Annotated in this window: 25 protein-coding genes and 1 pseudogene; 6 read left to right on the forward strand and 20 right to left on the reverse strand. The window is 73.1% G+C overall.

Annotation, left to right across the window (positions count from 1 at the left end; translation table 11 throughout):
• Positions 1 to 119: 119 nt before the first annotated feature.
• The 3 genes from AB0C02_RS14280 to AB0C02_RS14290 all read right to left on the reverse strand — a co-directional run bounded on the left by AB0C02_RS14280 (position 120) and on the right by AB0C02_RS14290 (position 3,980).
• Positions 120 to 830: a hypothetical protein gene (locus AB0C02_RS14280; RefSeq protein ID WP_357548098.1), complete on the reverse strand. Its 711-nt coding sequence runs from the start codon at positions 828 to 830 to the stop codon at positions 120 to 122.
• Between the two features lie 13 nt (positions 831 to 843).
• Positions 844 to 2,613: a DUF4012 domain-containing protein gene (locus tag AB0C02_RS14285; protein ID WP_357548100.1), complete on the reverse strand. Its 1,770-nt coding sequence runs from the start codon at positions 2,611 to 2,613 to the stop codon at positions 844 to 846.
• 137 nt (positions 2,614 to 2,750) lie between these two features.
• Positions 2,751 to 3,980, reverse strand: coding sequence for a glycosyltransferase family 4 protein (locus tag AB0C02_RS14290; RefSeq protein ID WP_357548102.1), 1,230 nt, complete (start codon positions 3,978 to 3,980; stop codon positions 2,751 to 2,753).
• A 15-nt stretch (positions 3,981 to 3,995) separates the two neighbouring features.
• Between AB0C02_RS14290 and AB0C02_RS14295 the strand changes: the two genes are divergently transcribed.
• Positions 3,996 to 4,202 carry a hypothetical protein gene (locus AB0C02_RS14295; RefSeq protein WP_357548105.1) on the forward strand — a complete coding sequence of 69 codons (207 nt, stop codon included), beginning with the start codon at positions 3,996 to 3,998 and terminating at the stop codon, positions 4,200 to 4,202.
• Here the strand turns inward: AB0C02_RS14295 and AB0C02_RS14300 are convergent.
• The gene (locus AB0C02_RS14300; RefSeq protein WP_357548107.1) at positions 4,183 to 5,640 is read right to left on the reverse strand and encodes a polysaccharide biosynthesis tyrosine autokinase; all 1,458 of its coding nucleotides are present in this window, start codon (positions 5,638 to 5,640) and stop codon (positions 4,183 to 4,185) included. The genes AB0C02_RS14295 and AB0C02_RS14300 overlap by 20 nt on opposite strands.
• A gap of 195 nt (positions 5,641 to 5,835) precedes the next feature.
• Between AB0C02_RS14300 and AB0C02_RS14305 the strand changes: the two genes are divergently transcribed.
• Positions 5,836 to 7,692, forward strand: coding sequence for a polysaccharide biosynthesis protein (locus AB0C02_RS14305; protein ID WP_357548109.1), 1,857 nt, complete (start codon positions 5,836 to 5,838; stop codon positions 7,690 to 7,692).
• 148 nt (positions 7,693 to 7,840) lie between these two features.
• Positions 7,841 to 9,151 (forward strand): Na+/H+ antiporter NhaA, encoded by a 1,311-nt coding sequence (nhaA, locus tag AB0C02_RS14310; protein WP_357548111.1) that lies wholly within the window; start codon positions 7,841 to 7,843, stop codon positions 9,149 to 9,151.
• A 10-nt stretch (positions 9,152 to 9,161) separates the two neighbouring features.
• Here the strand turns inward: nhaA and AB0C02_RS14315 are convergent, their stop codons facing one another.
• The 6 genes from AB0C02_RS14315 to egtA form a co-directional block, all read right to left on the reverse strand.
• On the reverse strand, positions 9,162 to 9,365 hold the full coding sequence (locus tag AB0C02_RS14315) for a hypothetical protein (protein WP_357548113.1): 204 nt from the start codon (positions 9,363 to 9,365) through the stop codon (positions 9,162 to 9,164).
• 109 nt (positions 9,366 to 9,474) lie between these two features.
• Positions 9,475 to 10,062 (reverse strand): TMEM165/GDT1 family protein, encoded by a 588-nt coding sequence (locus AB0C02_RS14320; protein WP_357548330.1) that lies wholly within the window; start codon positions 10,060 to 10,062, stop codon positions 9,475 to 9,477.
• Between the two features lie 223 nt (positions 10,063 to 10,285).
• On the reverse strand, positions 10,286 to 11,251 hold the full coding sequence (gene egtD / locus AB0C02_RS14325) for an L-histidine N(alpha)-methyltransferase (RefSeq protein ID WP_357548114.1): 966 nt from the start codon (positions 11,249 to 11,251) through the stop codon (positions 10,286 to 10,288).
• Positions 11,252 to 11,272: 21 nt separating this feature from the next.
• Complete coding sequence (gene egtC, locus AB0C02_RS14330) at positions 11,273 to 12,019, reverse strand: ergothioneine biosynthesis protein EgtC (RefSeq protein ID WP_357548118.1); 747 nt, start codon at positions 12,017 to 12,019, stop codon at positions 11,273 to 11,275.
• The gene (gene egtB, locus AB0C02_RS14335; protein WP_357548120.1) at positions 12,019 to 13,356 is read right to left on the reverse strand and encodes an ergothioneine biosynthesis protein EgtB; all 1,338 of its coding nucleotides are present in this window, start codon (positions 13,354 to 13,356) and stop codon (positions 12,019 to 12,021) included. The genes egtC and egtB overlap by 1 nt, the downstream gene beginning before the upstream one ends.
• The gene (egtA, locus tag AB0C02_RS14340) at positions 13,353 to 14,588 is read right to left on the reverse strand and encodes an ergothioneine biosynthesis glutamate--cysteine ligase EgtA (RefSeq protein WP_357548121.1); all 1,236 of its coding nucleotides are present in this window, start codon (positions 14,586 to 14,588) and stop codon (positions 13,353 to 13,355) included. Before egtA ends, egtB begins: the two co-directional genes overlap by 4 nt.
• 226 nt (positions 14,589 to 14,814) lie before the next feature.
• On the opposite strand from egtA, the gene AB0C02_RS14345 reads away from it, so the two are divergent.
• On the forward strand, positions 14,815 to 16,194 hold the full coding sequence (locus AB0C02_RS14345) for a serine/threonine-protein kinase (RefSeq protein WP_357548123.1): 1,380 nt from the start codon (positions 14,815 to 14,817) through the stop codon (positions 16,192 to 16,194).
• 26 nt (positions 16,195 to 16,220) lie between these two features.
• On the opposite strand, the gene AB0C02_RS14350 is transcribed toward AB0C02_RS14345, so the two are convergent.
• The 10 genes and pseudogenes from AB0C02_RS14350 to AB0C02_RS14395 form a co-directional block, all read right to left on the reverse strand.
• Positions 16,221 to 16,373 carry a hypothetical protein gene (locus AB0C02_RS14350; protein WP_357548124.1) on the reverse strand — a complete coding sequence of 51 codons (153 nt, stop codon included), beginning with the start codon at positions 16,371 to 16,373 and terminating at the stop codon, positions 16,221 to 16,223.
• Positions 16,374 to 16,489: 116 nt separating this feature from the next.
• Positions 16,490 to 17,155 (reverse strand): response regulator transcription factor, encoded by a 666-nt coding sequence (locus AB0C02_RS14355; RefSeq protein WP_357548125.1) that lies wholly within the window; start codon positions 17,153 to 17,155, stop codon positions 16,490 to 16,492.
• Positions 17,152 to 18,118: pseudogene (locus tag AB0C02_RS14360) on the reverse strand (histidine kinase); the annotation flags it as partial. The gene AB0C02_RS14355 and the pseudogene AB0C02_RS14360, both read right to left, overlap by 4 nt.
• Before the next feature lie 17 nt (positions 18,119 to 18,135).
• Positions 18,136 to 19,392, reverse strand: a complete 1,257-nt coding sequence (locus AB0C02_RS14365; protein ID WP_357548127.1) for a transposase — start codon at positions 19,390 to 19,392, stop codon at positions 18,136 to 18,138.
• Between the two features lie 340 nt (positions 19,393 to 19,732).
• Positions 19,733 to 20,725 carry a carcinine hydrolase/isopenicillin-N N-acyltransferase family protein gene (locus AB0C02_RS14370; protein ID WP_357548128.1) on the reverse strand — a complete coding sequence of 331 codons (993 nt, stop codon included), beginning with the start codon at positions 20,723 to 20,725 and terminating at the stop codon, positions 19,733 to 19,735.
• Between the two features lie 56 nt (positions 20,726 to 20,781).
• Positions 20,782 to 21,744, reverse strand: a complete 963-nt coding sequence (locus AB0C02_RS14375) for a hypothetical protein (protein WP_357548129.1) — start codon at positions 21,742 to 21,744, stop codon at positions 20,782 to 20,784.
• Positions 21,745 to 21,862: 118 nt separating this feature from the next.
• Complete coding sequence (locus tag AB0C02_RS14380) at positions 21,863 to 22,081, reverse strand: hypothetical protein (RefSeq protein WP_357548332.1); 219 nt, start codon at positions 22,079 to 22,081, stop codon at positions 21,863 to 21,865.
• Between the two features lie 2 nt (positions 22,082 to 22,083).
• On the reverse strand, positions 22,084 to 22,665 hold the full coding sequence (locus AB0C02_RS14385; protein ID WP_357548130.1) for an isocitrate lyase/phosphoenolpyruvate mutase family protein: 582 nt from the start codon (positions 22,663 to 22,665) through the stop codon (positions 22,084 to 22,086).
• 97 nt (positions 22,666 to 22,762) lie between these two features.
• Positions 22,763 to 23,503, reverse strand: a complete 741-nt coding sequence (locus AB0C02_RS14390; RefSeq protein WP_357548132.1) for a helix-turn-helix domain-containing protein — start codon at positions 23,501 to 23,503, stop codon at positions 22,763 to 22,765.
• 42 nt (positions 23,504 to 23,545) lie between these two features.
• A complete protein-coding gene (locus AB0C02_RS14395; RefSeq protein ID WP_357548133.1) occupies positions 23,546 to 24,079 on the reverse strand; it encodes a 2'-5' RNA ligase family protein in 534 nt (177 codons plus the stop codon).
• A 63-nt stretch (positions 24,080 to 24,142) separates the two neighbouring features.
• On the opposite strand from AB0C02_RS14395, the gene AB0C02_RS14400 reads away from it, so the two are divergent.
• Positions 24,143 to 24,565 (forward strand): nucleoside deaminase, encoded by a 423-nt coding sequence (locus AB0C02_RS14400; protein WP_357548134.1) that lies wholly within the window; start codon positions 24,143 to 24,145, stop codon positions 24,563 to 24,565.
• A 79-nt stretch (positions 24,566 to 24,644) separates the two neighbouring features.
• Positions 24,645 to 26,366 carry a DEAD/DEAH box helicase gene (locus tag AB0C02_RS14405; RefSeq protein ID WP_357548136.1) on the forward strand — a complete coding sequence of 574 codons (1,722 nt, stop codon included), beginning with the start codon at positions 24,645 to 24,647 and terminating at the stop codon, positions 26,364 to 26,366.
• Positions 26,367 to 26,373: the final 7 nt, after the last annotated feature.

Raw genomic sequence — 26,373 nt, forward strand, 5'->3', positions numbered from 1 at the left:
TGACCGTGTTGTCGTGCAACGTGATCGGTGAATATTGCCTGCTCACGGACGGTGCCCGCCGGACGGTCGTCCGGCGGGCACCCGTTCGCTGGTCCGGGCCCTGCCCGGCGCGCTCAGGATCAGCGCGGGCCCATCCCGAAGCCGCCGCGCCGCCGCCAGGCCAGAGAGAGCAGCACCAGCAGCGCGCCCACGCCCGCCAGGCCGACACCGATCTTCAGCGGGGTGCTGAGGCTCGAGCCGGTCACCGGGAGACCTCCCCCGCTGCTCGGCGACGGGCTCGCCGCTCTCGGCGAAAGTACGGTGCCCGTCGCGCTGGCCGTCAGGCCTGAGGACTCCCCGGTGGCGGAGAAGGTGTACCGCCCCACCTCGGTCGGCCGGTAGGGGACCGTGAAGGCGCCGGTGGCGTCGGCGGTCACCTCGAATTGCAGCGGTGCCGGCTCCGGCTGGGCGTCCAGCGGCCGGGCGTAGGCCACCGCGGCCATCGCCACCGTGCTGCCGTCGCCGCGCCGCGCCGTTCCCGCTGCGGGGGCTGCGCCCGGCAACGCCGAGATGGAGACGTCGATCTCCACCGTCTCGTCCGGCGCGAAGCCGCTGCCGTGCAGCGTGAACGTATGGCCGAGGGTGATGGTCGGCAAGGTGACCGTCAGGCTGGCGAGGCCCCGGCCGGGCGGATAGACCGTTACCGACGGCTGCGGCTGCGATGGCGACAACGACGGCTGTGGCTGCGACGCCGACGGCGACGGCTGCGGCTGGGCCGCCCCGGCCACGGTCGGCACGGCCGCCACGGCCAGTCCGGCCGTGAGCGCCATGATGATGCGGGATAGCCGCATGATGGATTCCCTCCTACTGTTCACAGCTTGGTGCGGTGGCAACTCGGGTGGTCCACGGGGTGACGGTGGGGGTGAGCACCAGCTCGGCCGCGCCCGCGCCGGTCTGCCCGGTGAGCAGCGAGACGTCGAGGGTGCGGGTGCCTCCCGGCTTGACCTCGACGGTCGCCACGGTGACCTGGCGGCGACGGTCGAGACCGCTGCTCATCGCGCTGTCCCGCCCGTCCAGCCGGCCGCCGAGCACCGCTCCGCCGGTCGGGCTGTAGACCGACACGAGGGTGCGGGCGGTGTACGGATCGCCGGAGAGGGCGAGGCCGGTGACCGACGCCTTCAGGCCCGATCGCGGCGCGGTGGAGTGCACCGTGACGCGCAGGCGCAGCTCCCGGCGTCCGTCCGACTGGCAGTCGCCGACCGTCAGGTTGGCCGAGAACCTCAGGTAGTAGCCGAGCTTCGCGCCGCTGCCGTCGTTGAGGAACACGCCAACGGTCGGCACGGTGTCCTTCTCGGGGAGCGTCCCGGCCAACCGGCTGTCGGCCAGGACACGCTGCTCCTCGGGATGGTCACTCCAGAACAATATCCGACGTTCGTCAACAGACCGGCTGAAAACGGTCAAAAGCTCGCGAGGGTCGACGCTCTTAGTGAAAAAATCGGTGAAGACCGCGGCAGCGGCCTGCCCGAAGTACTCGTCCTGCGCCTGCTTGTCGAGGGTGCGGTAGGAGTCACTGAGCAGCGTCCGGACCACCGTGCCCCCGGACAGCGTGGGCCGGCCGGGCACGGCCACCGGCCCGATGACGCCGAGCAGATACGACAGCGCCACCGGATCCACCGCGAGGACCCCGTCCACCGTCGTGCCGGTCCGCCGCCGGACCATCTCCCGGTACAGCGCCGCCGCAGTGGGGAAGTCCGGGCTGAGGTTGACGTCCGCGGGATACCTCCCCGGCAGGTCGGACCAGAGCTCGCGCACCTGCGGGTCCACGCGCAGCGGCGGATCGAACAGCCCCAGCCCGGAACTCGCGTCCTGTTGGCCCATCCGGATCCGGCCCTTCTCCGCGTTGAGCACCGCGTACGCGCCGAACATGCCGCCGGTGGACCGCAACTCCGCGGGGTTCTGGGAGACGAGCAGATAGCGGCGGGGGCCGTCGGCGCCGAGCAGCGGCGGCAGCAGTCGGGCACCCTGGTCTGCGGCGGCGGTCAGCCCGGCGAGATTGTCCAACTCGGTCCGCAGGCCGGTGAGCGCATCCTGCACCTGCCCGAGCAGATGGCCGGTCGGCACCGTCCGCAGCCGCTCACCGGTCTCCCGAACCACCCGGTCGGCGGCGGAGACCTCGCCGGACACCGCGCGGAGGCGGGTCAGATCCAGGCTCCCCTTCTTGGGCACCAGCGAGGCCAGGTCGATCCGCAGCAGGGCCGGGAAGGCGCGGCGGGCGAGATCATCCACGGCCACGGCGATCTGGCGTACCGCGGCCAGGTCGTCCCCGGCGTACGGCGCGTGCTGGGCGACCCACCAGCCCGGGTCCCCGGTCGCACTGCGCGCCGCACCGGCCTGCTCCTGAAGGGCGGCCAGGGTGCGCTGGGCCCGATCGACATCCCCGCCCACGACCTGCGAACTCAACTCGCGCGCCAGACCGGCGGCGTTGAGCAGGTGCGCCCGGGCCTGCCAGCCGCGGAAGGCGACCCAGCCACCGAGGGTCATCAGCAGCGAGCAGACCACCAGGCCGGCGAGCAGGATCCGGCGTACGCGGGCCCGGGTCGATCGCCGGGAGCTTCGTCGACGACGGCGCGACACACCACTATCCGCCACACCACTCTCCCACCTCGAAACCGGACATGCTTGTCGATTAATCGCTTTTCTAGCATGAAGTAGGCGAGTTTCAGCCCTTATCAGGTTTTTTGGTGGTTCGCGTCCTGTTCTACGAAGTGGTCTCACCGACGCGGGCGGGCGCCCCGCGAGGTGACCTCGTGGAGCAGGTGTTCGATCCGGTCGACGCCGGCCCGCAGCGACATCTCCCGCAGGTAGGCGTCGCGCCCCCGCCGACCCATCTCGACCCGCGCGGGCGGCGGAATCGCCGCGGCCAGCCAGAACCGGTCGGCCAACGCGGCCCAGTCCTCGGGTGGGCAGGAGAGCCCGGCCCGAGCGCGCTCCACGACCACCGCCGTGTCACCGCCGGCGGAGGCGACCACGGGCGAGGCGCAGGAGAGGGCCGCCTGCAGCTTTCCGGGCACCATGCCGCGCAGCTCCGGCAGGTTCCGCAGCATGACGAGCTGGTAGTCGGCCGCCGCGTAGAGCTCCGGCATGTCCAGCGGCGACCGCCGTTCGACGAACCGGACGTTGTCGGCCCGCAGTTCGTCGGCGAGCCCCCGCACCCGCCGCTCCTCTGCCCCCGAGCCGACCAGGACCAGGTCCATCCGGTCACCCAGCGCCGCCGCCGCGCGCACCGCGGTCTCCAGGCCCTGGCGTACGCCGATGGTGCCGGCGTGCATGACCACGCAGCGGTTGTCCCGGCGGATCAACCGTTGGGCTGCCCGGCTCGGCTCGGTGGGCCGGAAGATCCGCTCGTCGGTCCAGTTGAGCACCACCCGCACCCGGTCCGGCTCGGTGCCGCCGGAGACCAGCAGGTCCCGCATGGACGGAGCGCTGATGGCGATGCTGTCGGCCTCCTGGTAGATCCGGCGCAGCGTGGCGTCGAGCCGTCCGGAGAGCCGACGGGCCTCGCCGGCCCCGCTCAGGTCCTCCTCCGGCCAGACGTCCTGCACGTGCAGCACGGTCGGCAGCCGGCCGAGCAGTCGCAACAGGCCGGCGGCGGCGAAGGTCACCGCCGGAAGCTGGAAGACGTACAGGGCGTCCACCGCGCCGAAATAACGGCGGCCGGCGAGCGCCGCGCTGCCGGCGAAGGAGAGCCAGCTGGCCATCCGCGCTTTGGCCGAGCCGTCGCCCCCGGCGTAGCGGGGCACCCGGCGCACGGTCAGCCGCTCGCTGTGGGTCTGGTACCGCCAGCGTTGCCGCCAGCCGGGATATACGTGCCCGCCGGGATAGTCCGGAAAGCCGGTGAGGACGCGTACCTCGTGGCCCCGGGTGGCCAATTCCTCGGCGAGGCTCCCCGGGATGAACGCCGGCTCCGGCGGGAAGTGATAGGACAAAATACCGATCTTCATGACCGGGCTCCCGACGTGATCGCCCGACACCCGGCGGGACGCACCCCGTACCACGGGCGGCGCGCGGTGGCGGCCCGCGCCCGGGGGCGGCGGCGACCCGCCGGCCCCGACGCGGGCGACGTGAGCGTTCCGGTCGGCGACTCCGCCGACCGGCGGCGGCGCGCCGAGGAGATCGAGCGGTCCGACCGACCCGTGCTGGCGCTCATCGGGACAGCCGGGTGAGTTCCTGGGTACGGTCGCCGACCCTGGCCGCGATGGACTCGTTCTGCCGGCCGGCCCGGGCCCGATCGACGGGCACCGACGGCGCGGGCGGCACGGCCACCTTGTACGCCTCGTACTGGTAGGCGTCCACCTTGGCGATCTTGGCCATGTTGAGCACGCAACCGAGCAGACGGACCGAGACGGAAGTCAACGCGCGGGTGGCGGCGGCCACCTGGCTGCGCGAGGTCCGCCCCTGCTGGGTGACCAACAGCGCGCCGTCGGCCTGCACGGCCACCACCACGCCGTCGGTGACGGCGAGCAGCGGCGCGGTGTCGATGACCACGATGTCCGCCGACTCCCGCAGCGCCACCAGCAGGTCCGACATCGCCTTGGAGCCGAGCAGCTCGCTGGGGTTGGGCGGGCTGGCGCCGCTGGGAAGCACCAGCAGCGACTTCTCCCCCCACCGCTGCACCACGTCGCCGACCTCGACGTCGCCGACCAGCACGTCGGTGAGACCCACCGCGCCGTCGAGGCCGAGGTAGTCGGCGGCCCTGGGCCGACGCAGGTCGGCGTCGATGAGCAGCACCCGCCAGCCCGCCTCGGCCAGCGCGATGGCGGTGTTGCAGGCGATGGTGGTCTTGCCCTCCCCCTGCAGGGCGCTGGTGACCGCGATGACCCGGGCCGGCTCGTGCACGTCGACGAAGCGCAGGTTGGTCCGGAGCTTGCGGATCGCCTCGGCGCGCGCCGAGTTGGCCGCCTCGCCGACGATCAGCGGGGCCGACTTGGCGCCGGTCTCGAACGGGATCTCGCCGAGCAGTGGGCTGCCCGTCACCCGCTGAAGCCCGGCTGCGTCCCGCATCCGGACGTCGGCCATTCCGCGCAGCACGGCCAGTCCCGCGCCGAGCAGCAGGCCCACCAACCCGCCGACGGCCAGGTTCCGCACCGGCTGTGGTGACACCGGGCTGGCGGTCACCCGGGGGCCGCTCACCACCTCGATCTTGATCAGGGGCGACCGGCCGTCCGGCGGCGTCTCCACCTTCTGCACCAGCTCGACGAACTTGGCGGAGAGCGTCTCGGTGGTCTTCAGGGCACGGGTCTGGTCGGTGTCGGTGAAGGTGGCCCTCAGCAGCACGGTGCCGGCGTCGGTGGAGGTGCTGATCCGGGCCCGCACCTGGTCCGCGGTCAGGCCGAGCGGGCTCTCCGCGACCACGCTCTGCGCCAGCCGATCGCTGGTGAGCAGGTCGGCGTAGGACTTGACCCGTTGCTGGAGGAAGAGGCCGCCCTGGTAGGCGTCGGTGACGCCCTGGCTGGGGGTGGTGACGAAGAAGGTCACCGAGGCCTGGTATCGGGCCGGGGTGCGGACCGTGGTCAGTGCGGCGACGCCCAGAGCGAGCATCACGGCGATCAGGACGATCCACCAGTGCCGTCGGATCAGGCGCAGGTAATTGAGAACGTCCATCACGTTCCCCCTCGCGACACGCCGATCAGCCGTTGAAACTGCACGAAACCCCCTAAAGCGCCCAAACCGTTCATTAATCGTGCCAGGATCCAAACCGCCTAAACATCACAGCAAGCGCCTCGACGAATGTAAACGACCCAAGGCGCATAGACGGTCTAAATCCTTCTAAATCCGGATCTGACGTGAAGGGCAACCATGGATCGCGAAGCCACCGCCACCGAAGAGGCCGCCCGACCCCGCGACTGGGTCACCCGCCGCGCGGCCACCCTTTCCCTGTTAACGCTGGACACCGCCGCATGGTGCGGGGGATTTCTGGGGGCGGCCTGGACCCGCTACGAGTTCGAGCTCACCGCCGACGCGTGCGCGCGTGCGCTGACCATGGCGCTGCTCTGCGCCGCGATCCACGCGGCGCTCACCCTGCTGTCTTTCCGGACGCACGGACGCCACCCGATCGGCAGCGCCGGCGAGGCCCGCCGCCTGGCCAGCACCACCGGGATCGCCGCCCTGGCCACGCTCGCCGGCCTGCTGCCGTTCGCCCAGCATCCGGTGCCGGCCACCACTCCCCTGGTGGGCGGCGCCGTAGCCCTGGTGCTGATGGCCACCGGTCGCGCGCTGTGGCGGGAACGTCAGGAACGGCACCGCCGGCCGGTACGCAGCGCCGAACGGTGCCTCGTCTACGGCGTGGACGCGGCGAGCGAGCGGCTGATCCGGGTGCTCCTCGGCGACCCGCAGAGCCGGTACCTGCCGGTGGGCCTGCTCGACGACGACCCCGACAACCGGATGCTGCGCCTGGACGGGCTACGCGTGCTGGGCGGCCGGGAGCAGATCGGCGCGGCGGTGCGCAGGACCGGAGCACGTACGGTGATCTTCTCGATGAGCGGCGCGGACGCCGCGCTGCTGCGCGACGTACGCGGCCGCGCCCTGCAGGCCGGCGCCGCCTTCAAGGTGCTGCCCCCGGTGCGGGAGCTGCTGGACCGTCCGGTCGCGGTCACCGACGTCCGGGACATGCAGATCACCGACCTGCTCGGCCGGGCACACCGGGTCGCCGAGCTGGCCGTGGAACGCAAGGGCCTGGCCGGGCGCCGCGTCCTGGTCACCGGGGCCGGGGGCTCGATCGGCTCGGAGCTGTGCCGGCAGATCGCCCGCAACGAGCCGGGCGAGCTGATGATGCTGGACCGGGACGAGTCGGCGCTGCACGCCCTCCAGATGTCGCTGCACGGCCGGGCGCTGCTGGACGGCCCCGAGCTGATCCTGGCCGACATCCGGGACGCGGAGGCCATCGCCCGGGTCGTCGCCGACCGGCAACCGGACGTGGTCTTCCACGCGGCGGCCCTCAAGCACCTCACGATGCTCCAACGGCACCCCGGCGAGGCGATCAAGACCAACGTCTGGGGCACCCTCAACGTGCTCGAGGCATGCCGCGACGTCGCCCAGTTCGTCAACATCTCCACCGACAAGGCGGCCAGTCCGATCAATGTCCTCGGCTACTCCAAGCGGATCACCGAGCGGCTCACCGCCCACTACGCCGAACAGCTCGGCGAGTCGTACCTGAGCGTCCGCTTCGGCAATGTGCTCAGCAGCCGGGGCTCGGTGCTGACCGCGTTCCAGGCGCAGCTCAAGGCCGGGGCGCCGATCACCGTCACCCACCCGGAGGTGACGCGCTACTTCATGACCGTCGAGGAGGCGGTGCACCTGGTGCTCCAGGCGGCGGCCATCGGCCGCGGCGGCGAGGCGCTGGTGCTGGACATGGGCGAACCGGTACGCATCGCCGACGTCGCCCGCCGCCTCGCCGCCGAGGCGGACACCCCGGTCGAGATCGTCTACACCGGGCTACGCCCAGGTGAGAAGCTCCACGAGCACCTGTTCGGACCCGACGAGACCGACCACCGGCGGCTGCACCCGCTCATCTCGCACGTCCGCGTGCCGGCGCTCCGGCCCGAGGAGGCCCGCGGGCTGGACCCGTACGCCGACCCGGAGGAGCTGATCAAGCGACTGGCGACGCTCACCCAGGGCATCGGCGCGTCGCTGTCGGTGCTGCCCGGACAGCGCTGAGGCCGGCGGGGGCCCCGGGAGACGAAGGTCCCACCGGGGCCCGATTCGCTACGGACGCGCCGGCCCGGATAGGGTCAAAGGCGGTGTGCCGGGAAGTCTGGTCGGCGATTGTTGACAACAGCCCCGATTTTCCCGAGGTGACCACCGCATGACCAACGGTGCCCCGCCGTCCCGCCGGCCGAGACGCCTGTTTGCCCGCCGTTCCTGGCCGGAGGCCCGTTTCCTGGCCGACGTGCTGCGTACCGAGACCGTCGGTGGCGGCCTGCTGCTACTCGGCGCCGTCGTCGCCCTGGCCTGGGCCAACTCACCCTGGCGCGCCGGGTACGCCACCCTCGCCGGCTGGGTGCCGTGGTCCGGCGGCGCCCCGCTGCACCTGGACCTCGACCTGGCCGCCTGGGCCGCCGACGGGCTGTTGGCGATCTTCTTCTTCGTGGTGGGACTGGAACTCAAACGCGAGTTCGTCGCCGGGGACCTACGGGATCCCCGGCGGGCGGCGCTGCCGGTGGTGGCCGCGCTGGGTGGCATGCTGCTGCCCGCCCTGTGCTACGTCGCGGTGACCGTCGCCGCCGGCGGGACGGGGCTGCGCGGTTGGGCCATCCCCACCGCCACCGACATCGCCTTCGCGCTGGCCGTGCTGGCCGTCGTCAGCTCGCACCTGCCGCAGGGCCTGCGCGCCTTCCTGCTCACCCTCGCGGTGGTCGACGACCTCTTCGCGATCATCATCATCGCGGTCTTCTACACCGCCGAGTTCCACTTCCTGCCGTTGCTCGGGGCGCTCGCGCCGATCGCCGTCTTCGCGCTGCTGGTACGGCGACGGCGGACCTGGTGGTGGGCGCTCATGCCGCTCGCCGTGCTCGCCTGGGGCCTGGTGCACGCCTCCGGGGTGCACGCGACGGTCGCCGGGGTACTGCTCGGCTTCACCGTGCCGGTGCGGCCCCGACGGGGCGACGGACCGGGCCTGGCCGAGCGGCTGGAGCATCGGTGGCGCCCGGTCTCGGCGGGCCTGGCGGTGCCGGTCTTCGCGTTCTTCGCCGCCGGCGTGTCGCTGGTCGACGTGGACCTGGTGGGCCTGATCACCGACCCGGTGGTGCTCGCGGTGATCGCCGGACTGGTGCTCGGCAAGACCGTCGGCGTGTTCGGCTCGACGTTCCTGCTCGCCCGGTTCACCCGGGCCGAACTCGACGAGGACATCACCTGGGCGGACCTGTTCGGGCTGGCGCTGCTGGCCGGCATCGGCTTCACCGTCTCGCTGCTCATCGGCGAGCTGGCCTTCGGAGCCGGCAGCCCCGAGGACGACCGGGTGAAGGCAGCCGTCCTGCTCGGGTCACTCGTCTCCGCCCTGCTCGCCTGCACGGTGCTGGTGCGGCGTAACCGGGTCTACCGGCGGATCTCGGAACGGGAGAGCCGGGACAGCGACGGCGACGGCGTGCCGGACGTCTACCAGGAGGAGTCGGCGTAACGCGGCCCGGTCACCCCCGATGTTTCTCCTCGGGCTCCTCCCGCTCCTCGGTCTCCTCCTCCACCGCCTCGGCGTACGGCTCCATCAGGTCGTCAGCCGGCACCGCGACCCACTCGACCTTGTCCTCCTCGTCGGGACGCCCGCCGGGCGGCGGCTCGGGAGCCGTCGGGTCACCGGCGAAGCCGTACTCGTTGGGCTCGTCGTGCCTGCTCATGCGCTCGACCTCCGCTCGTGGGCAGTGTCCGGCTCTCGTGGTCACGTTAGGCGCTGATCCGGACCGCCGCAGATGTTCGTCCCCAGCGGCGCCGGAATCCCGCGCGGGCTCAGGTCAACTTGCTGACCGCCTCGAGGATCAGCCAGAGGCCGGAGACGGCGAACAGGACCGCCGCGCCGTACCGGATGACCTTCTCCGGCAGGTGCCGGCCGAGCAGCCGGCCCACCATGATCGCCAACGCGTCGGCGGCCACCATGCCGATGGTCGAGCCGAGCCAGGTGCCGAACCAGCCGTACTTGGTGGCCAGGGTGATGGTGGCCAGCATGGTCTTGTCACCCAGCTCGGCCAGGAAGAAGGCGACACCGACGGTGATGATGACGTTTCGGCTGCTCTTCTCGGCCTTGCGCTTCTCCTCCTCGGTGAGCTTGTCGCCGCGCAGGGTCCACGCGCCGAAACCGAGGAACGCCACACCGGCGACGAGCGAGATCCAGCTGGTGGGCAGCACGGCGTGCAGGCCGTAACCGATTCCCACCGACGCCAGGTGCACGACCGCGGTGGCGACGGTGATGCCGATGAGCACCGGCAGGGGCTTGAACCGCGTGGCGAACGTCAGGGCCATGAGCTGGGACTTGTCGCCCAGCTCGGCAACGAAGATAACGCCGAAGCTGACCACCAGCGCGACGAGGAAACCGTCCATCCGAACCTTCCCGATCAAGCCGGGAGAAGGTATGGGACACCCTCGACCCGGCTACGACAGCCTGAGTCGAAGGTCTCGCCCGCCTGCGGAAACCGAGGCCGCGTGGCCGGATGCGGAGCATCAGTATGTCGACCACGACATTGGGGGCTACTCCCCTTCGCGCCACCGAGCCTAGCCCACTCGCCGCCGGCCACCGCCGCGGCCCCATTGACGGTGCGCCCGCTCAGTCGGCCCGGGCAAGGTTGACGGCGAACAGCGCGTCCGGGTCGGTCCAGAACGCCCGCCGCTCGAACCCGGCGTCGGCCAGCTCCGCCGCGATCCGCTCCGGCCGGAACTTCGCCGAGATCTCCGTCCGCAGCTCCTCGCCGGCGGCGAACTCGACGTCCAGGTCCAGCACGTGGACCCGCATCGGCCGCTCGGCGCGCAGGCGCATCTCGATCCACTCGTGCTCCGGGTCCCAGACCGCCACGTGGGCGAACCCGGCCGGGTCGAAGTCCGCGCCCAACTCCCGGTTGATCACGCGGAGCACGTTGCGATTGAAGTCGGCGGTCACCCCGGCCGCGTCGTCGTACGCGGGCACGATCATCTTCGGGTCCTTGACCAGGTCGGTGCCGACCAGAAGCCAGTCGCCGACCTCCAGCGCGGCGCGCATGGCGGTGAGGAACTCGGCCCGCTCCACCGGAAGCAGGTTGCCGATCGTGCCGCCGAGGAACACCACCAGCCGCCGGCCGCCGGCCGGCAGCCGATCCAGCTGCCGGGTGAAGTCGCCGACGATGCCGCGTACCCGAAGCCCGGGGTATTCGGCCGCGATCTGCCCGGTGGACCGGCGCAGCGCGCTGACCGAGACGTCCAGCGGCACGAACGTGCCCAGCTCGCCGTGGCGGGTGAAGGCGTCCAGCAGCAGTCGGGTCTTCTCCGACGAGCCGGAGCCCAGCTCGATCAGCGTCTTCGCGCCGGTCAGCTCGACGATCTCATCGGCGTGCTCGGCCAGCACGGCCCGCTCGGCCCGGGTCGGGTAATACTCCGGCAGCCCGGTGATCTCCTCGAAGAGCTCACTGCCCCGAGCGTCGTAGAACCACTTCGGCGGCAGCCACTTCGGCCGCGCCGTCAGCCCGACCCGTACGTCCTCCCGCAGACTGCGGCCGAGATCCTGCTCCTCCAGGTAGATCTCCAACGGCTCCGCGCCCATGAGGTTCCCTTTCGTGAAATGTCAGGCGGCCATCAAGTCCCGCAGTCGCACCCCGGTCGCGGTGGCCACCACCAACTGCCCGTCCGGCACCGTTCGCCAGCCCGGGTCGTCGTCGAGGGGTTCCGAGGCCAGCAGCACCGACTCCGGGGTACGGCGCAGCGACAGCGCGTGCCCGGCCACGCTGGCCACCACGGTCGCGCCGTCGGTGAGCAGCAGGTTCAACCGTGACCCCGGGGCGGCCGCGGTGACCGCCGCAACGGTCGCGGCCACCGCCCGGGCCGGGTCCTCGCCGGCGCGCAGCCGGTGCCGCACCAGCGCCCAGAGCAGCGCCGCGTCGGTCGGCGCGTCCAGGGTCAGCAGGTCGCGGACCGGCAGCCCGGCGGCGAGCGGCACCAGCACGTCCGGCCAGCCCCGGACCACACCGTTGTGGCTGAACAGCCAGCGCCCCTCGGCGAACGGCGCGGCGGCCGTCTCCTGCACCGGCATGCCGACAGTCGCGGACCGGACGGCGGCCAGCACCGCCCCGGCGGCCGTCGCCGCGGCCAGTTCGGGCAGGGTGGTGTCGCTCCACAGCGGCTGTGCACGCCGGTAGCGCACCGGGTCGCCGCCGCCCGGATACCAGCCGACGCCGAAGCCGTCCGCGTTGATCGTGCCGCCGCCGCGCATGTCCCACGGCGCCCAGGACTGCGGCAGCAGCCCGTGCGCCGGGTCGTACAGCAGGCTGCGCAGCGGGACCGGCGGACCGAGGTACGCCAGGTGGCGGCACATCAGGGTTGCGATTCATCCGGCCGGGCGTCCCGGGCGCAACGGAAGCCGCTGAAGATCTGCCGGCGGATCGGGTGGTCCCAGTTGCGGAACGTGCCCCGGCAGGCCGCCCGGTCGGTGCCGAACGAGCCGCCGCGCAGCACCCGGTAGCCGTCGCCGAAGAAGACCTCGGAGTATTCCCGGTAGGGGAAGGCGACGAAGCCTGGGTGCCCCCGGAAGGTGGTCGAGGTCCACTCCCAGACGTCACCGATGAGCTGGTGCACGCCCAGCGGCGACGCGCCCGAAGGGTACGCGCCCACCGGCGCCGGCCACAGATGCCGCTGGCCCAGGTTGGCGTGCGCGATGGTCGGCTCCCCGTCGCCCCACGGGTAGCGCCGGGAGCGGCCGGTCGCCGGGTCCCAGCGGGCCGCCTTCTCCCACTCCGCCTCGGTGGGCAGCCGCTTGCCGGCCCAGGCCGCGTACGCCTGGGCCTCGTACCAGCAGACGTGCACCACCGGCTCGTCGTCGCGGACCGGTGACCAGCGGCCGAACCGGCGGTACGCCCAGCCCTGGCCGTCCCGCCGCCAGTGCATCGGCGCGGTCAGGTCCGCCTCGACCCGGTGCCGCCAGCCCGCCGCGCCCCACCAGCGCGGCTCGTCGTATCCGCCGTCGGCGATGAAGGCCCGGTACTGCCCGTTGGTGACCGGCGCCGCGTCGATGGCGTACGCCGGCAGCTCGACGGTGTGCGCGGGGCGTTCGTTGTCCAGTGCCCACGGGTCGGTGGAGGTGCCCATGGTGAACGGCCCGGCCGGCACCAGCACCTCGCCGGCCCCCCGGGCGCGCGGTTCGGGCGGCGGCGGCGCGTCCAGCACCGGCCCGCCGGCGCGCAGCTGGTGGGTGGCGAGCATGGTCTCGTCGTGCTGCTGCTCGTGCTGCACGATCATGCCGAACGCGAACCCGTCCTCGACCAGCTTTCGGTCGGTGAACCGGATCCCGTCGAGCAGGTCGTAGACCTTGTCCCGGACCGTGCGGACATACGCCCGCGCCTCGGCCGGGGGCAGCAGCGGCAGCGCCGGGCGGTCCCGGCGGGGCTGCTTGAAGGCGTCGTACAGGTCGTCGATGTCGTGGCGGACCGGCGGGCGGCCGCCGACGTCGCGTACCAGCCAGAGTTCCTCCTGGTTGCCGACGTGGGCCAGGTCCCATACCAGTGGCGACATCAGCGTGGAGTGCTGCCGCATCAGGTCGTCGTCGTCGACCGCGTCGGTCAGCAGGGCGGTGCGGGCCCGGCTGCGGTCCAGCTCCACCGCGATCCGGCTGCGCAGCCGTTCGCTGTCCGTACCCGGCCGCTCGGTCGTGGTCACCGCTGCCTCCTCTCCGCGGCGACACGGCGCCGCCGGATTCCTCGGCTCGTCTCCTCGTGGATCCCGGCCGGCAGGTCCAGCCCGGGCAGGGCCGCCAGGGCCAGTTCGAGCAGCGCCGCCGCGGCGTCGGCCAGCGCGGCGTCGGCCAGCCCGTAGCGGGCGGCGGCGTGCCACCGGTCGGCGACCGGGAGGGCGACCGCGAGGGCCTCCCGGGTGGTGGCCGGCTCGGCGAAGAGCGCGGCCAGCGCCGCGAGCGGCACCGTCCAGTCCCGGCCCGGCTGGGCGTCCAGGTAGCGGATCTCCAGGTAGCCCCGCGGGCGTACCGGTGGGAAGAGCGTGCTGAGGTGGTATTCCAGGTCGTCGCTGGTGGGCGGGCGGGGCAGCGCTCCGGCCAGCCAGTCGGCGAAGGTGACGCCGGCCGGCGGCGTCCAGTCGGGGCCGTCGCCTCGCACACAGAGCAGCGGTGCGTCGAGTGCGTAGTCGGTCCATGCGGCGACCGGGTCACGGTCGGCCCGGTCGGGCGACCAGACCGGGCGGGTGCGCGTCGGGTCGATGGCCAGCCAGGCGGCCATCCGGGCGGAGGCCCAGCCGGTGGGCCGGCCCGCGTGCCGGTCCGCGGTGGCGAACGCGGCCAGCAACGGCGGCCCGACGGCATGGGCGGCCGCCCACCGCCGCGTCAACCGGTCCGGCTCCCCCGCGTCGAGGCAGATCTGCAGGCCGGCGGTGCTGTACATCATGACGCGACCGGCCGGGCCGTGCCGGTCGAAGACGCAGCGCATCGCCCGGTAGCGGGGCGTTTCCACGACCGGACGCGGGGCCCGCCAGGGATCCATCCCGGTGCTGCCGAGGACGAGACCGTCGGCGGCCAGGGCGGCGGTCAGTTCGGCGACGTCGGCCTCGGAGGCCCGGATCAGCGCGGCGACCGACGGCCGCGGTGCGGAGGAGATCTCGACCTGCCCGCCCGGCTCCACGGTCACGGTTCCCCCGTGCCGGAGCCGCTGAGCGGGGCTGTCGGGGTCGATGGTGACGGGGCTGTGCCGCCCCAGCGCCCGGCGCAGTCGCTCGCGGTCGACCGGGCGGGCCGGGTCCGCGGCGTCGTGCACCGTCCATTCCAGCTCGACACCGGTCAACGTCGGCGGGCCGGTCTTGAAGCAGATCCTGCGGAGGTGGCCGGCCGCGGTGGCCTGGTCCCGCAGGACGGTGACCCGATCCAGCTCCGGCGACATCACCAAGAGACGGCTCCTCTCCGCGGGTGGCGACCACCGCATCGACCTACACGCAGCGTCACCGTCCAACCACGCACAGCCCCACCATGGTCTGTTTACCAGGACGGAATCCGTGCGGCCGGAGAGATGAATGTTTGTCCGGAATTCGGAAGGCGTCCGGCGACAACACCGACAGGGACGGCCGGGGACGGGGAGATCGCGAGAAATACTTCGCGACCGCTCTGGGTACGGTATGGAGATGTTGTCTTCGGGGGTCGTACTCAGCGGGCGGTACCGCCTGGACGACCGTGTCGCCACCGGCGGCATGGGCGACGTCTGGCGCGCCACGGACCTGGTGCTCGGCCGCCAGGTCGGGGTGAAGATCCTGCTGCCCGCGCTGGTCTCCGATCCCGACTTCATCGCACGCTTCCGCGCCGAGGCGCGGATCATGGCGGCGCTGCGCCACCCCGGCGTCGTGCAGGTCTTCGACTGCGGCGAGGACGAACTGCCCGACGGCGGGCGGGCCGACTACCTGGTCATGGAGTTCGTCGAGGGTGAGCCGCTGTCCAGACGGATCGAGGCGGCCGGCCGACTCGAGGTCGCCGAGACGATGTCGATCGTGGCGCAGGTCGCCCAGGCCCTGGATGCCGCGCACACCCGGGGCATCGTCCACCGGGACGTGAAGCCGAGCAACCTCCTGGTGCAGGAGAACGGCACCGTGGTGCTGATCGACTTCGGGGTGGCCCGGTCGACGGATGTGACCAGCATCACCAGCACGAACGCGGTCCCCGGCACCGCCCTATACATGGCCCCCGAGCAGGCCGCCGGTCGCCCCGTGTCCGGCGCCACCGACGTCTACGCGCTCGGCGCGGTGACCTACTGCTGCCTCACCGGCAGCCCGCCCTTCACCGGAGAGAACCCGCTGCAGGTGGCCGTCCGCCATCTGGACGACGAGCCGCCGGAGCTGCCGGCGGACATTCCGCAGCCGGTCCGCGACCTGGTCGCCCGGGCCCTCGCGAAGGACCCCGCCGAGCGCTTCCCCAGCGGGGCCGCGATGGCCGCCGCCGCCCGCGCGGTGGTCTCCGAGTCGCCGACCTCGGTGGTGCCGGCCCGGTTGCGAAATGCGGCCGGAGCGACGGACACCAGGGACGACCTTCCCGTCGTGCCACCGGCGTCGCCGGTGCGTCTGGGCCGGCGGGGGACGCTCGTCGGCGCGCTGGCCGCGGTGCTCGTGGCGCTGGGCGCGCTCGGCGCGACGCTGGCCGCCTCCAGTAGTCCCGGCGAGCCCGCGACCACCATCCCGACCAACTCGCCGGCCGCCGCCCCCAGCGACGACGCGCCGGCAGCCGCCGAATCGGTGTCCGCCGAGGAGAGCAACCATCCGCGCTGGCCCGACTCGGGCAGCCGCCCGTCCGAGACCGCGACCCCGACGCCGACCCCGACCGGTACCCCGAGCGCGCCCGTCGACCCGCCGTCGTCGGAGGAGCCGCCGACCACCCCGGCCGGTCCGACCACGACGCCGCCGACCAACCCGCCCTCGACCCCGAGCAACCCGCCATCGACCGGCACCACGGCACCGAGCACCCCGGACGTCGGTGAGGGCAATCAGCAGCCCATGGGCGCGGGCGGCTGATCGCCCTCACCGGGTCCTGGCACCGGTCACTCCGCGCCGAGCGCCTCCACCACCGGCCGGGACAGCGCCCGCCGGGCCGGGAGGACGCTGGCGGCCAGCGCGGCCAGCACCGCCACCGCGACGACGAGGCCGAGCCGTCCCCACGGCATGACCAGGGTGAAGTCACCACCGATCCGCATGCCTCCGACGCTATGGGCGGCACCCCCGGATCGATCTCCACCTACCCGCTCGGCCTCGGTGCGCCCCGCGTCGCCCCTGACCGGGTGAACCCGTACGACCCGGGTCGTACGCCAGTTCAGCCACCCGGAATTACCAGGCCGCTCTCGTACGCCAGCACCACCGCCTGCACCCGGTCGCGGAGCTGGAGCTTCGCCAGGATCCGGCCAACGTGGGTCTTCACCGTCGCCTCCGCGACGTGCACCCGGGCGGCGATCTCCGCGTTGGACAGTCCCTGCGCGACGAGCAGCAGGATCTCCCGTTCCCGCTCGGTGAGCTGGGCCAACCGCGGATCCTCGGTCGGGCCGGGGCCAAGCTGACCGGCGAACCGGTCCAGCAGCCGCCGGGTGATCGACGGGGCCACCACCGAGTCGCCCTCGGCGACGACCCGGATCGCGGCGAGCAGTTCCTCCGGTGGGACGTTCTTGAGCAGGAACCCGCTGGCACCCGCCCGCAGCGCGGCGAACGCGTCCGCCTCCGTGTCGAAGGTGGTGAGCACCAGCACCCGGGGCCGCTCGGCGGGCGGGCGTGCGCAGATCCGCCGGGTCGCCTCCACCCCGTCCATGGTGGGCATCCGCAGGTCCATCACCACCACGTCGGCCCCGACCCGGTCGAGGACCCGCAGCGCGTCGGCGCCGTCGATCGCCTCACCGACCACCGTCAGATCCGGCTGAGAGTCCAGCACCACGCGGAACCCGGCGCGGACCAGCGCCTGGTCGTCAACGATCACCACGCGGACGGTCATGCCGCCTCCCCCTGCTCGACGCCCGGCGTCGACGGTAGCGGTAGCCGCGCCTCGACCCGCCAGCCCCCGGCCAGCGTGGGACCGGCGGTGAGGCTGCCGTCGTACACCCCGACCCGCTCCCGCATGCCGAGCAGGCCGTGCCCGCCGGACGGCGCCGACCGGACCACCGGCCGGCCGCGCCCGTCGTCCACGGCCCGGACCGCGACGTCGCTCGCGGACCAGTTCAAGCTCAACTCGACCGACGCGCCCACCCCGGCGTGCTTGAGCGCGTTGGTCAGCGACTCCTGCGCCACCCGGTAGACGGTCAACTCCAGACCCGGCGGCAGGGGCGTCGGTTCGCCGGTGGCACGGTAGCTGACCCGCAGCCCGGCGGCGCGGAAGCGGTCCAGCAGGGCGGGCAGCTCCACCACCGCCGGCCGGCGGTGCGCCGGCTCGGCGCCGAGGCCGTCGTCGGGCTCGGCCGCCGAGCCGGGCTCGGTCACCCGCTCCGGCCGGCTCGCCTCCCGCAGTACGCCCACAAGCCGGCGCATCTCCTCCAGCGCCTGCCGGCCGGTGTCCGCCACGACCTTGGCCGCCTCGCGGGCGGTCGCGGGATTCGCGGTCGATGGTGAACCGCACCCCGTCGGCCTGCACGATCATCACGGCCATGCCGTGCGCGACCACGTCGTGCAGCTCACGGGCGATCCGGCTCCGCTCCTCGGCCACCGCCGCCCGGGCCTCCGCCTCCCGCTCGCGTTCCAGCGTGGCCGCCCGCTCTCCAGGGTCAGGACATAGAGCCGGCGCGTGCGCACGTTCAGCCCGACCAGCCACACCGCGCCGGTGACCAGGCCGTAGAAAAGCGCATTCGCCCACCAGGCTGCCGGGCCGCGCATCTGGACGGCGGCCTGCACCACGCCGACCGCCGCGACCAGCCCGGCGATCACCCCGTCGCGGATCCGGTCGGTCGGCGTACTTGACCACGCTTTGACATCCTCTCCCGCCTAAAACAGGCGGGAGATGCCCGTTTCCAGCGCCGTATTTGGTCGGCGTTGGGTGGGTGGTCGACAGGACGCCTTGCGGTTCCTGTCCCGGACTGCCCGCCCGGTGAGTGGGGACGCCGCCTCGGCGGCGTCCCTGACGTTGATCGCCGCGTTCACGTCTGCGTTGGCCTCATATCCGCAGGACCCGCACCGGAACACCGCTTGGCTATCGCGATTGTCCCGATCGGTGTACCCGCAGCGGCTGCACCGCCAAGACGTGTACGCGGCAGGCACCCGACCAATCCGGGTGCCGGTGGCACGTGCCTTGTTGTCCAGGGCCGTGTGAAACAGACCCCAGCCCTTGTCGAGGATCGCCCGATTCAACCCGGCCTTCTGCCGCACGCTCCTGCCGGGCTCGGTGATGCTGCCTTTCGCGGTGGCGGTCATCGCCTGAATGTCAAGCCGTTCGATCTTGACGACCGCGTACTGATGGCAAAGTCGGTTCGCCGCCCACATCACGAAGTCACGGCGCCGGTTACGGACCTTCGCCTCGGCCCGGGCAATCTCCGCCCTGATCTTGCGGGCCCGGTTCGAGGTCCTCGCGCCGCGTCTGCGGCGGGCGGTCTCCTGCCGGCCGGCTTTCGACTTCAGCCTGGCCAACTGCCGTTCCTGGCCGGGTGTGGTGAAGGTGCGGTTCCACATACGCCCGTCGGACATCGCCAACGCGACCTTCACCCCACGGTCGACACCCACCACCCTGTCGAGCTGGGCGTGCGCTTCGGGCGTGGTGACGCCGGCGTGGATGCCGAACCCGACGTGCCAGGCGACACCGTCGAAGGACACCACCGCGTTGCGGACCGAGCCACCCAACGGACGAGACCAGCGGAACTTGACCCCGCCGACCTTCGGCAGGCTGACCACACCCCACCGACGGTTGAGGCGGCGCACCGCGATCGCCTGACCGGGAAACGGAACCGACAACCGCGCCGACTTACGTTTACGGGTCGGCGCTCCCGCGGAATGCTGCGGGTTCCACCAGTTCCGGTACGCCTGATCCAGGTTACGTAACACCTGCTGACCGGACTGCGCCGGCAGATCCGCCACCCAATCGAAGTCCTTACGCGCCTCGGTCAAGTAGGCGCACTGGGCGGTCACCCCGAGCGTGGCCTTGCGCTGCTGCCACGCGAACTGACGCTGCTCCAACGCGGTGTTGTACAACCACCGGCACGTATGCCCCCACCCGGTCATGCGATCCGCCTGATCGTGCGCGGGATACAACCGGTAACGCCGACCGGCGTCCCTTTCACACCCCGAATCCTACATTACGTTCATGACCACCGATGACCCGGTTCACACCGGCAGGCACTGCATCGCGGGGCAGGCCGGCCATCGATGCTTACCGCCGCCGCCCGGCGGGTGGTGCTCGACGGCTTCGCCATGCTCGACGTAACACTGGCGACGTCGAGCGGCGCCTGACACCACCATCGATTCAGCTCGAAATGCACCGACGAGGCACGCCTGCGGCCCTGGTCGGGCGTGGCCCCCTCGCGCATTCCGGCGACTGCGGCACCCCAGCAGTGTGCGGCAAACGGCGTGCCGCGAGGAGCACCGGAGTGACTCAGCTCATCGGCAGGCGGTAGGCGCGCTCGCCGCCCCCGGCGGTGACCAGCCGCACCTCGCCCGTCTTCAGGCCGTACGCCACCGACCAGCGGGTGTGCGCCTGCCGCACCGAGCCGAGCATCCGCAGCGCGGTCGGCGCGTCCACCGCACCGCCAGCCCGGTCCAGCGCCTCGGCCAGCAGCCCGTACCGGTGGTCCCGGCGCAGGTCGCGGTCGGCCACCCCGACGGCGGGCACGTTGGTCAGCGCCTGCCACGTGCCCCGGCCCCGCTCCGCGCGCATCGCGCCGTCGACGAACTCGACCACCGCCGAGGCGCCGGTGGCGTCGGCGAGCAGGTAGTGCAGCGGCGGCCCGCCGTTGAAGTCGAGGTTGTACCGCTCGAACACGGCGATCGCCTCGTCCACGGTGGCGGCCTCGTCCAGCACCAGCCGGAGGATGCGTACCGAACCCACCATCGGACGGCCCGGCAGCGGCCGCGCGGTCGCCCCGTCGTCGGCGGCCAGCCCCACGGCCAGGCCGCGCTCGTTCATCCCGTCGAACGGCAGCAGCGGCGCGTTGAGCAGGCGACGGTCCCCGGTCGGATCGTCCTCGACGCCGAGGTACGACATGTCCACCAGGGAGATCGAGGCGTACCCGTCGGGCGGGTCGGTGCGCAGCACCAGCGCCGGGTTCGGCTCCCAGTCGAAGTTGCGCCCGAACAGCGGGCGGCTCCGGTCGCCGAGCGCGGCGAACAGCGAACAGCCGAACGGGATCGCCTCGGTGTCGCCGGAGATGCCGACCGTCGGGTCGTAGTCGCCGACGTAGGTCATCTCGTACAGCGGCAGGTCGTCGACCTTGCGGAGGCTGGCCAGGGTCCGCTCGACCTGGCCGGCGTCCTGCCGCGATGCGGTCGGCGCGCCGGCCGCGGACGGCGTTGGGACGCGTTCGCTGGCCGCGCAGCCGGTGCCGGCGAGCAGCAGGGCGAGACCGGTGGCGAGGAGGATCCGGCGCATGCCCGAGGACGTTAGAGGCGGCGGCGACGGTTGTCCACCGGGCTGTCCAGGAGCAGTCAAACGCTCATTTCGGCCTCGTACGCCCGGCGGAGGCGGGCACGGGCGGCGGGCGCGAGGCAGACGTGCCAGGTCTGCCCCTCGTCGACCACGTTGATCTCACCGGCCGCCTGCCGGGCCAGCAGCAGATCCGCCAGGGTGTCCCGGGCGCCGAAACGGCGGAACCAGGCCATCTCCAGGTCGGCCGCCCAGCCGAGGCAGTGCCCGCTGGGCATCGTGGCGGGGTGCCCGAGGCGGCGCAGCCGATACTGGTGCTCGGCGCTGCGGGCCATGCTGGTGACCCAGAGCGGCGGGGTGCCCTGCGGGGTGGCCAGCGCGAACTGCCGAGCGATGTCGTTGAGGAGGGCCACCACCTCGCGCCGGGTACGGCGGAACACCAACCCCGCGGTGCGCGGGGTGGCGTCCGGCAGCAGCCGCCGCACGGCCCGCCACCCGCGGCCGGCGAGGGTCGTGGGCTGCTCCTGGTAGCGGAAGGCGAGCAGACCGCGTCGGCGCAGCCATTCCAGGTCCACCAGGTCGATGCTGGTGTCGACCTGCCGGTCGGTGAGGAAGGCAGGGGTGTCCCGCCACCACATCACGTCGATGCGGGTGAGCAGGTAGATCCGGATCAGCGCGGTGAGGTCGCGCGCCGTGCGGTGGGCGTCGGACTGGTGGCGGGCCAGTTCCAGCAGCAGGGTCTCCCGGGCGCCGATGAGCCCCTGCGGCGTGGCGTCGAGGACCGTGGCGATGGCCGGCTCGCGCAGCCGCTGGTCCAACAGCACCTGGCGGGCGTTGGTCGACGGGGCGTCCGCCAGGGCGCCGGCCTCGACCAGCAGCTCCGCCACCGCCGTCCGGTAGGTGGCCAGGTCCGGCACCCGAGTGTCCGGGCGTCGGCCGGCGGCCGAGGGGCGTCGGTGGCCGGGAGCGGTGGACGCGACCGCGGGACCGGGCTGCTGGCCGGGGCTTCGGCTGGGCACTCGCATGGTCGGTCCCCTCTCCAGGCTGGCCACGGCGTGATTGATACTGAACACACCGTAGTAGCCGAGATTGGGTGTTCCGCGAACAATTTTCCCGTATCCCCCCAAAGGAAGGCGAGCGGCATCAGCTGGGGCCGTCGGTCCGGAACCGCCCGGTCAGCTCCTGCACCCATCCGTACGAGGGCACGGCGGACAGGTCGGCCTCGCGGCCGGCCCGGATCGCGTCGGCGGCATCCAGCGCCGCGCCGAGCGCGGCCCGGAACAGCAGAGAGCCGGTGCTGACCCGGGCCACCCCGAGCCGGCCCAGCTCGGCCAGGCCGGGCCCGCCCGGGCGGTGCAGCACGTTCAACGGCCGGCCTGCGCCGCGAGCAGCCCGACGGTGTCGTCCGGCACCCCGGGTACGAACAGGCCGTCGGCGCCCGCCTCGCGGTACGCCCGAGCCCGGAGCAGGGCCTCGTACCGCGGCTCGGGCACGTCGAGCCACCAGGCGTCGGTGCGGGCGTTGACGAAGAGCCCCGGCACGGCGTCCTTCACCGCGGCGATCTTGGCGGCGGCCAGCTCCGGCGGCGCGAGGCTGCCGTCCGGGCGGCCGTCCTCGACGTTCACTCCCACCACGCCAAGCGCGGCCAGCTCGGCGACGTAGTCGGCCACCGCCGCCGGGTCATCGCTGAAGCCGCCCTCGATGTCGACGGTGAGCAGCACGGGCAGGTCGCGCAGCCGGCGGGCGAGGTCGAGGTTCTCGGCCCGGGTGGCGCCGGCCGCGTCCGGCTTTCCGCCGACCGCGGCGACACCGAGGCTGGTGGTGCCGATCGCGGAATGCCCTCGGGCGGCGAGGGCGGCGGCGGAGGAGTGGTCCCAGGCGTTGGGCAGCAGCAGCGGTCGGCCCGGCCGATGCAGGGCGTGGAAAGCGGCGGCACGGTCGCTCATCGGACGCTCACCTCGATGCTCGTGGCGACACGGAGGGTGGGACGCCGACGATAGGGCCGGTTTGCTTCGGCCTCGGCCGAACCATCGGCGGGGGCACTCAGGCGCGATGGGCGGTGGCATCGCGGGGCGGGGCCAGCTCCGCCGCGGCGACGCCGAGGGCCGCGGCGAGGGCCGGCCGACCGGCCGGGGTGAGGCGGATCGCCCGGCCGGCGCCGCGTACCGTCCACCCGAGGTCGAGGAAGCGACCGCACAGCGCCGCGCCGAGCGCTCCGGCCAGGTGCGGGCGGCGCTCGGTCCAGTCCAGGCAGTCGCGGACCAGCGGCCGGCGGGCGGCGCGCAGCGGCTCGACCGGCACGCCGATTCCGGCCAGCCACTGCACACCGGCCGAGCTGAGCGCGAGCCCACTCGTCCGGTCCAGCAAGCCCCGGGCCAGCAGCGCGTCGTGCAACAGCACGCCGAGCCGGCCGGCCAGGTGGTCGTAGCAGGTCCGGGCGTACGCCAGGGCGGCACCGGCCGAGGCAGCGCGTAGCGTGCGCGGCGGGGTCGGAGCGGCGGGCGCGTGCCCGGCCAGATCCTCGATGAGCTGGGCCACCGACGCGTCGGCGAGGCGGACGTACCGGTGCCGGCCCTGCCGCTCCTCCAGCAGCAGCCCGCCGCGCACCAGCCGGGTGAGGTGGTCGCTCGCGGTGGAGGGCACCACCCCGACGGCCCGGGCCAGCTCCCCCGCCGTCCAGGCCCGCCCGTCGAGCAGGGCCAGGCAGAAGCTGGCCCGGGTACGGTCGGCGAGCAGCGCGGCGAGCCCGGCCAGTGAGCGGCCGTCGGTGCCGATCGGTGTCATGTCCTGATGCTGGCACGGGCACGGTTCGGCCCGGGCCGCACGTCAGCCGCTCAGGCGCGGACCCGTCGCGGTCAGGTCGCTGACCGCGCGGGTGTCGCTGTCGAAGCTGCGCGCCGCGACGAACTCCCCGGCGGGGCGGTCGAGCCCGGCCACCGCCCGGGCTCGACGCCGGTCGGCGTCGCCGAACCGCAGCGCCAGGCTCAGGTGCGGGACCCAGCGCCCGGGCAGGTGCCACGGGTGCGGGCCGGGGGCCTCGGCGAGCACGTCCCAGACCGCGCCGTGCAGGGCGAACAGCTGAGGGCCGGGCCGGACGAGCCAGACCAGCGGGGCGTTCCCGCTCAGCACCGCCACCCGGTCGAGGCGGGTGGGCAGGGGCAGCGCCGCGGCGCAGAGGTCGGCGAGACGCTGCTCGGTGCCGGGTGGGAACTCGTCGACCGAGGCTAGGGTCAGGTGTGGGCGGTTGGTCGGGTGGATGTTGCGCGCCAGGCTGGGCAGCCCGGCCTCGGCCAGCCGGTGCCAGGCTGCCCGCACCGCCTCTTCCAGCTCCGGCGAGCAGAGCAGTTCGACCGTACGCACGCCGTCAGGCTATCCGTCGGCGGTGTGCCGCGACGTCCCGTGGGGAATGCCCACGGAATGAGTGTGCTGACCGAAACCGACGAACGTCATCTGCGCCGGGCCATCGAGCTGGCCGCCGCCGCCCGGGACGCGGGAGACGGACCGTTCGGCTCTTTGCTGGTCGACACCGAGGGGCGGGTGCTGGCCGAGGAGGTCAACACCGAGCGCACCGACGACGACATCACCGCGCATCCGGAGCTGAAGCTGGCCCGCTGGGCGGCCCGGCACCTGCCCGCCGAGGCGGCCGCCGTCGCCACCATGTACACGAGCTGCCAGCCGTGCGGCATGTGCGCGACGGCGATCGAGCGCTCCGGCCTGGGCCGGGTGGTGTACGCGCTCAGCGCCGAGCAGCTGGCGGCCCTGCGTCCGGCACCGGCGCCTCCTCCGGTGGCGTACGCCGGCCCGGCGCTGCTCGCCGAGGCCCGGATGCCGGTCGAGGCGCGCTGACCGCGGGCGGAAAGTGGCCATGCCGACGGTTGTGCCGGTCGCCGCGACGGCCCGCGGGCGGTGATGAAAGGCTTGGCCCATGAGTTCCGCACCAACGCCGACCGACACCACCACCCCCGACGCCGCCGACGCGGCAACCACCTTCGCGGATCTCGGGCTGCGCGCCGAACTGCTGGGCGCGCTGGCCGCGCTCGGCTACGAGGAACCCACCCCGATCCAGCGGGAGGCGATCCCGCCGCTGCTCGCCGGCCAGGACCTGCTCGGGCAGGCGGCGACCGGCACGGGCAAGACGGCCGCCTTCGCCCTGCCGCTGTTGCAGCGGATGCCCGACGACCGGCCCGGTGGGGATCCGGTGTCGCTGGTGCTGGTGCCCACCCGGGAGCTGGCGGTGCAGGTCTCCGAGGCGTTCCACCGGTACGGCAAGGACCTGGGCACCCGGGTCCTGCCGATCTACGGCGGCCAGCCGATCGGCCGGCAGCTGCGCGCCCTCGACCTGGGCGTGGACGTGGTGGTGGCGACGCCGGGTCGGGCGCTGGACCACATCGCCCGGGGCACCCTGCGGCTGGGTTCGCTGACCACGGTGGTGCTGGACGAGGCCGACGAGATGCTCGACATGGGTTTCGCCGAGGACATCGAGGCGATCCTGGAGCACGCCCCGGCCGACCGGCAGACGGTGCTCTTCTCGGCGACCATGCCGGCCCGGATCGACGGGCTGGCCCGCCAGCACCTGACCGATCCGGTCCGCATCCAGATCGAACGCGAGCGGCCGGTGGCCGGCGAGGCGCCCCGGGTGCGGCAGAGCGCGTACATCGTGGCGCGGGCGCACAAGCCGGCCGCGCTGGGCCGGGTGCTGGACGTGGAGTCGCCGACCGCGGCGATCGTGTTCTGCCGCAGCCGGGAGGAGGTGGACCGGCTCACCGAGACGATGAACGGCCGGGGCTACCGGGCCGAGGCGCTGCACGGCGGGATGAGCCAGGAGCAGCGGGACCGGGTGATGGGCCGGCTGCGGGCGGGCACCGCCGACCTCCTGGTGGCCACCGACGTGGCGGCCCGCGGCCTGGACGTCGAGCAGCTCACCCACGTGGTCAACTACGACGTCCCGTCGGCGCCCGAGTCCTACGTGCACCGGATCGGCCGGGTGGGCCGGGCCGGCCGGGAGGGCGTGGCGATCACCCTGGCCGAGCCGCGTGAGCACCGGATGCTCAAGACCATCGAGCGGGTCACCGGCCAGCGGATCGCCGTCGACAAGATCCCCACGGTGGCGGACCTGCGGACCCGGCGGCTGGAGCTGACCCAGGCCGCGCTGCGGGAGTCGCTGCTGGAGGACGACCTGGAGCCGTTCCGGGCGATCGTGGAGTCGCTGACCGACGAGTTCGACCTGATGGAGGTGGCACTCGCCGCGGTGAAGCTGGCTCACGAGGCCACCCTGCCCGGGACCACGGACGAGGAGGAGGAGATCCCGCAGGTCGCGGTCCGTCCGACCCGGGAGGTCCGACCGGGGTACGAAGGCCGGGAGCGACGCGGCGGCGGGCGGCCCCGTGCGGGCGGTACGACGCAGGTCTTCATCGGGCTGGGCCGGCGCGCCGGGGTCCGGCCGCAGGACCTGGTCGGGGCGATCACCGGGGAGACCCGGGCCAGCGGCCGGGACATCGGCTCGATCGAGATCGCCGACCGCTTCTCCCTGGTGGAGGTCCCGTCCGCGCTCGCGGACGAGGTGATCCGGGGGCTGCGGGACAGCACCATCAAGGGCCGTAAGGCGACCGTACGCCGGGACCGGGACGGCGACGGCGAGCGCCGGTAGAACTTCC

It is taken from the genome of Micromonospora sp. NPDC048999 (assembly GCF_040649295.1).
Lineage (GTDB): Bacteria > Actinomycetota > Actinomycetes > Mycobacteriales > Micromonosporaceae > Micromonospora.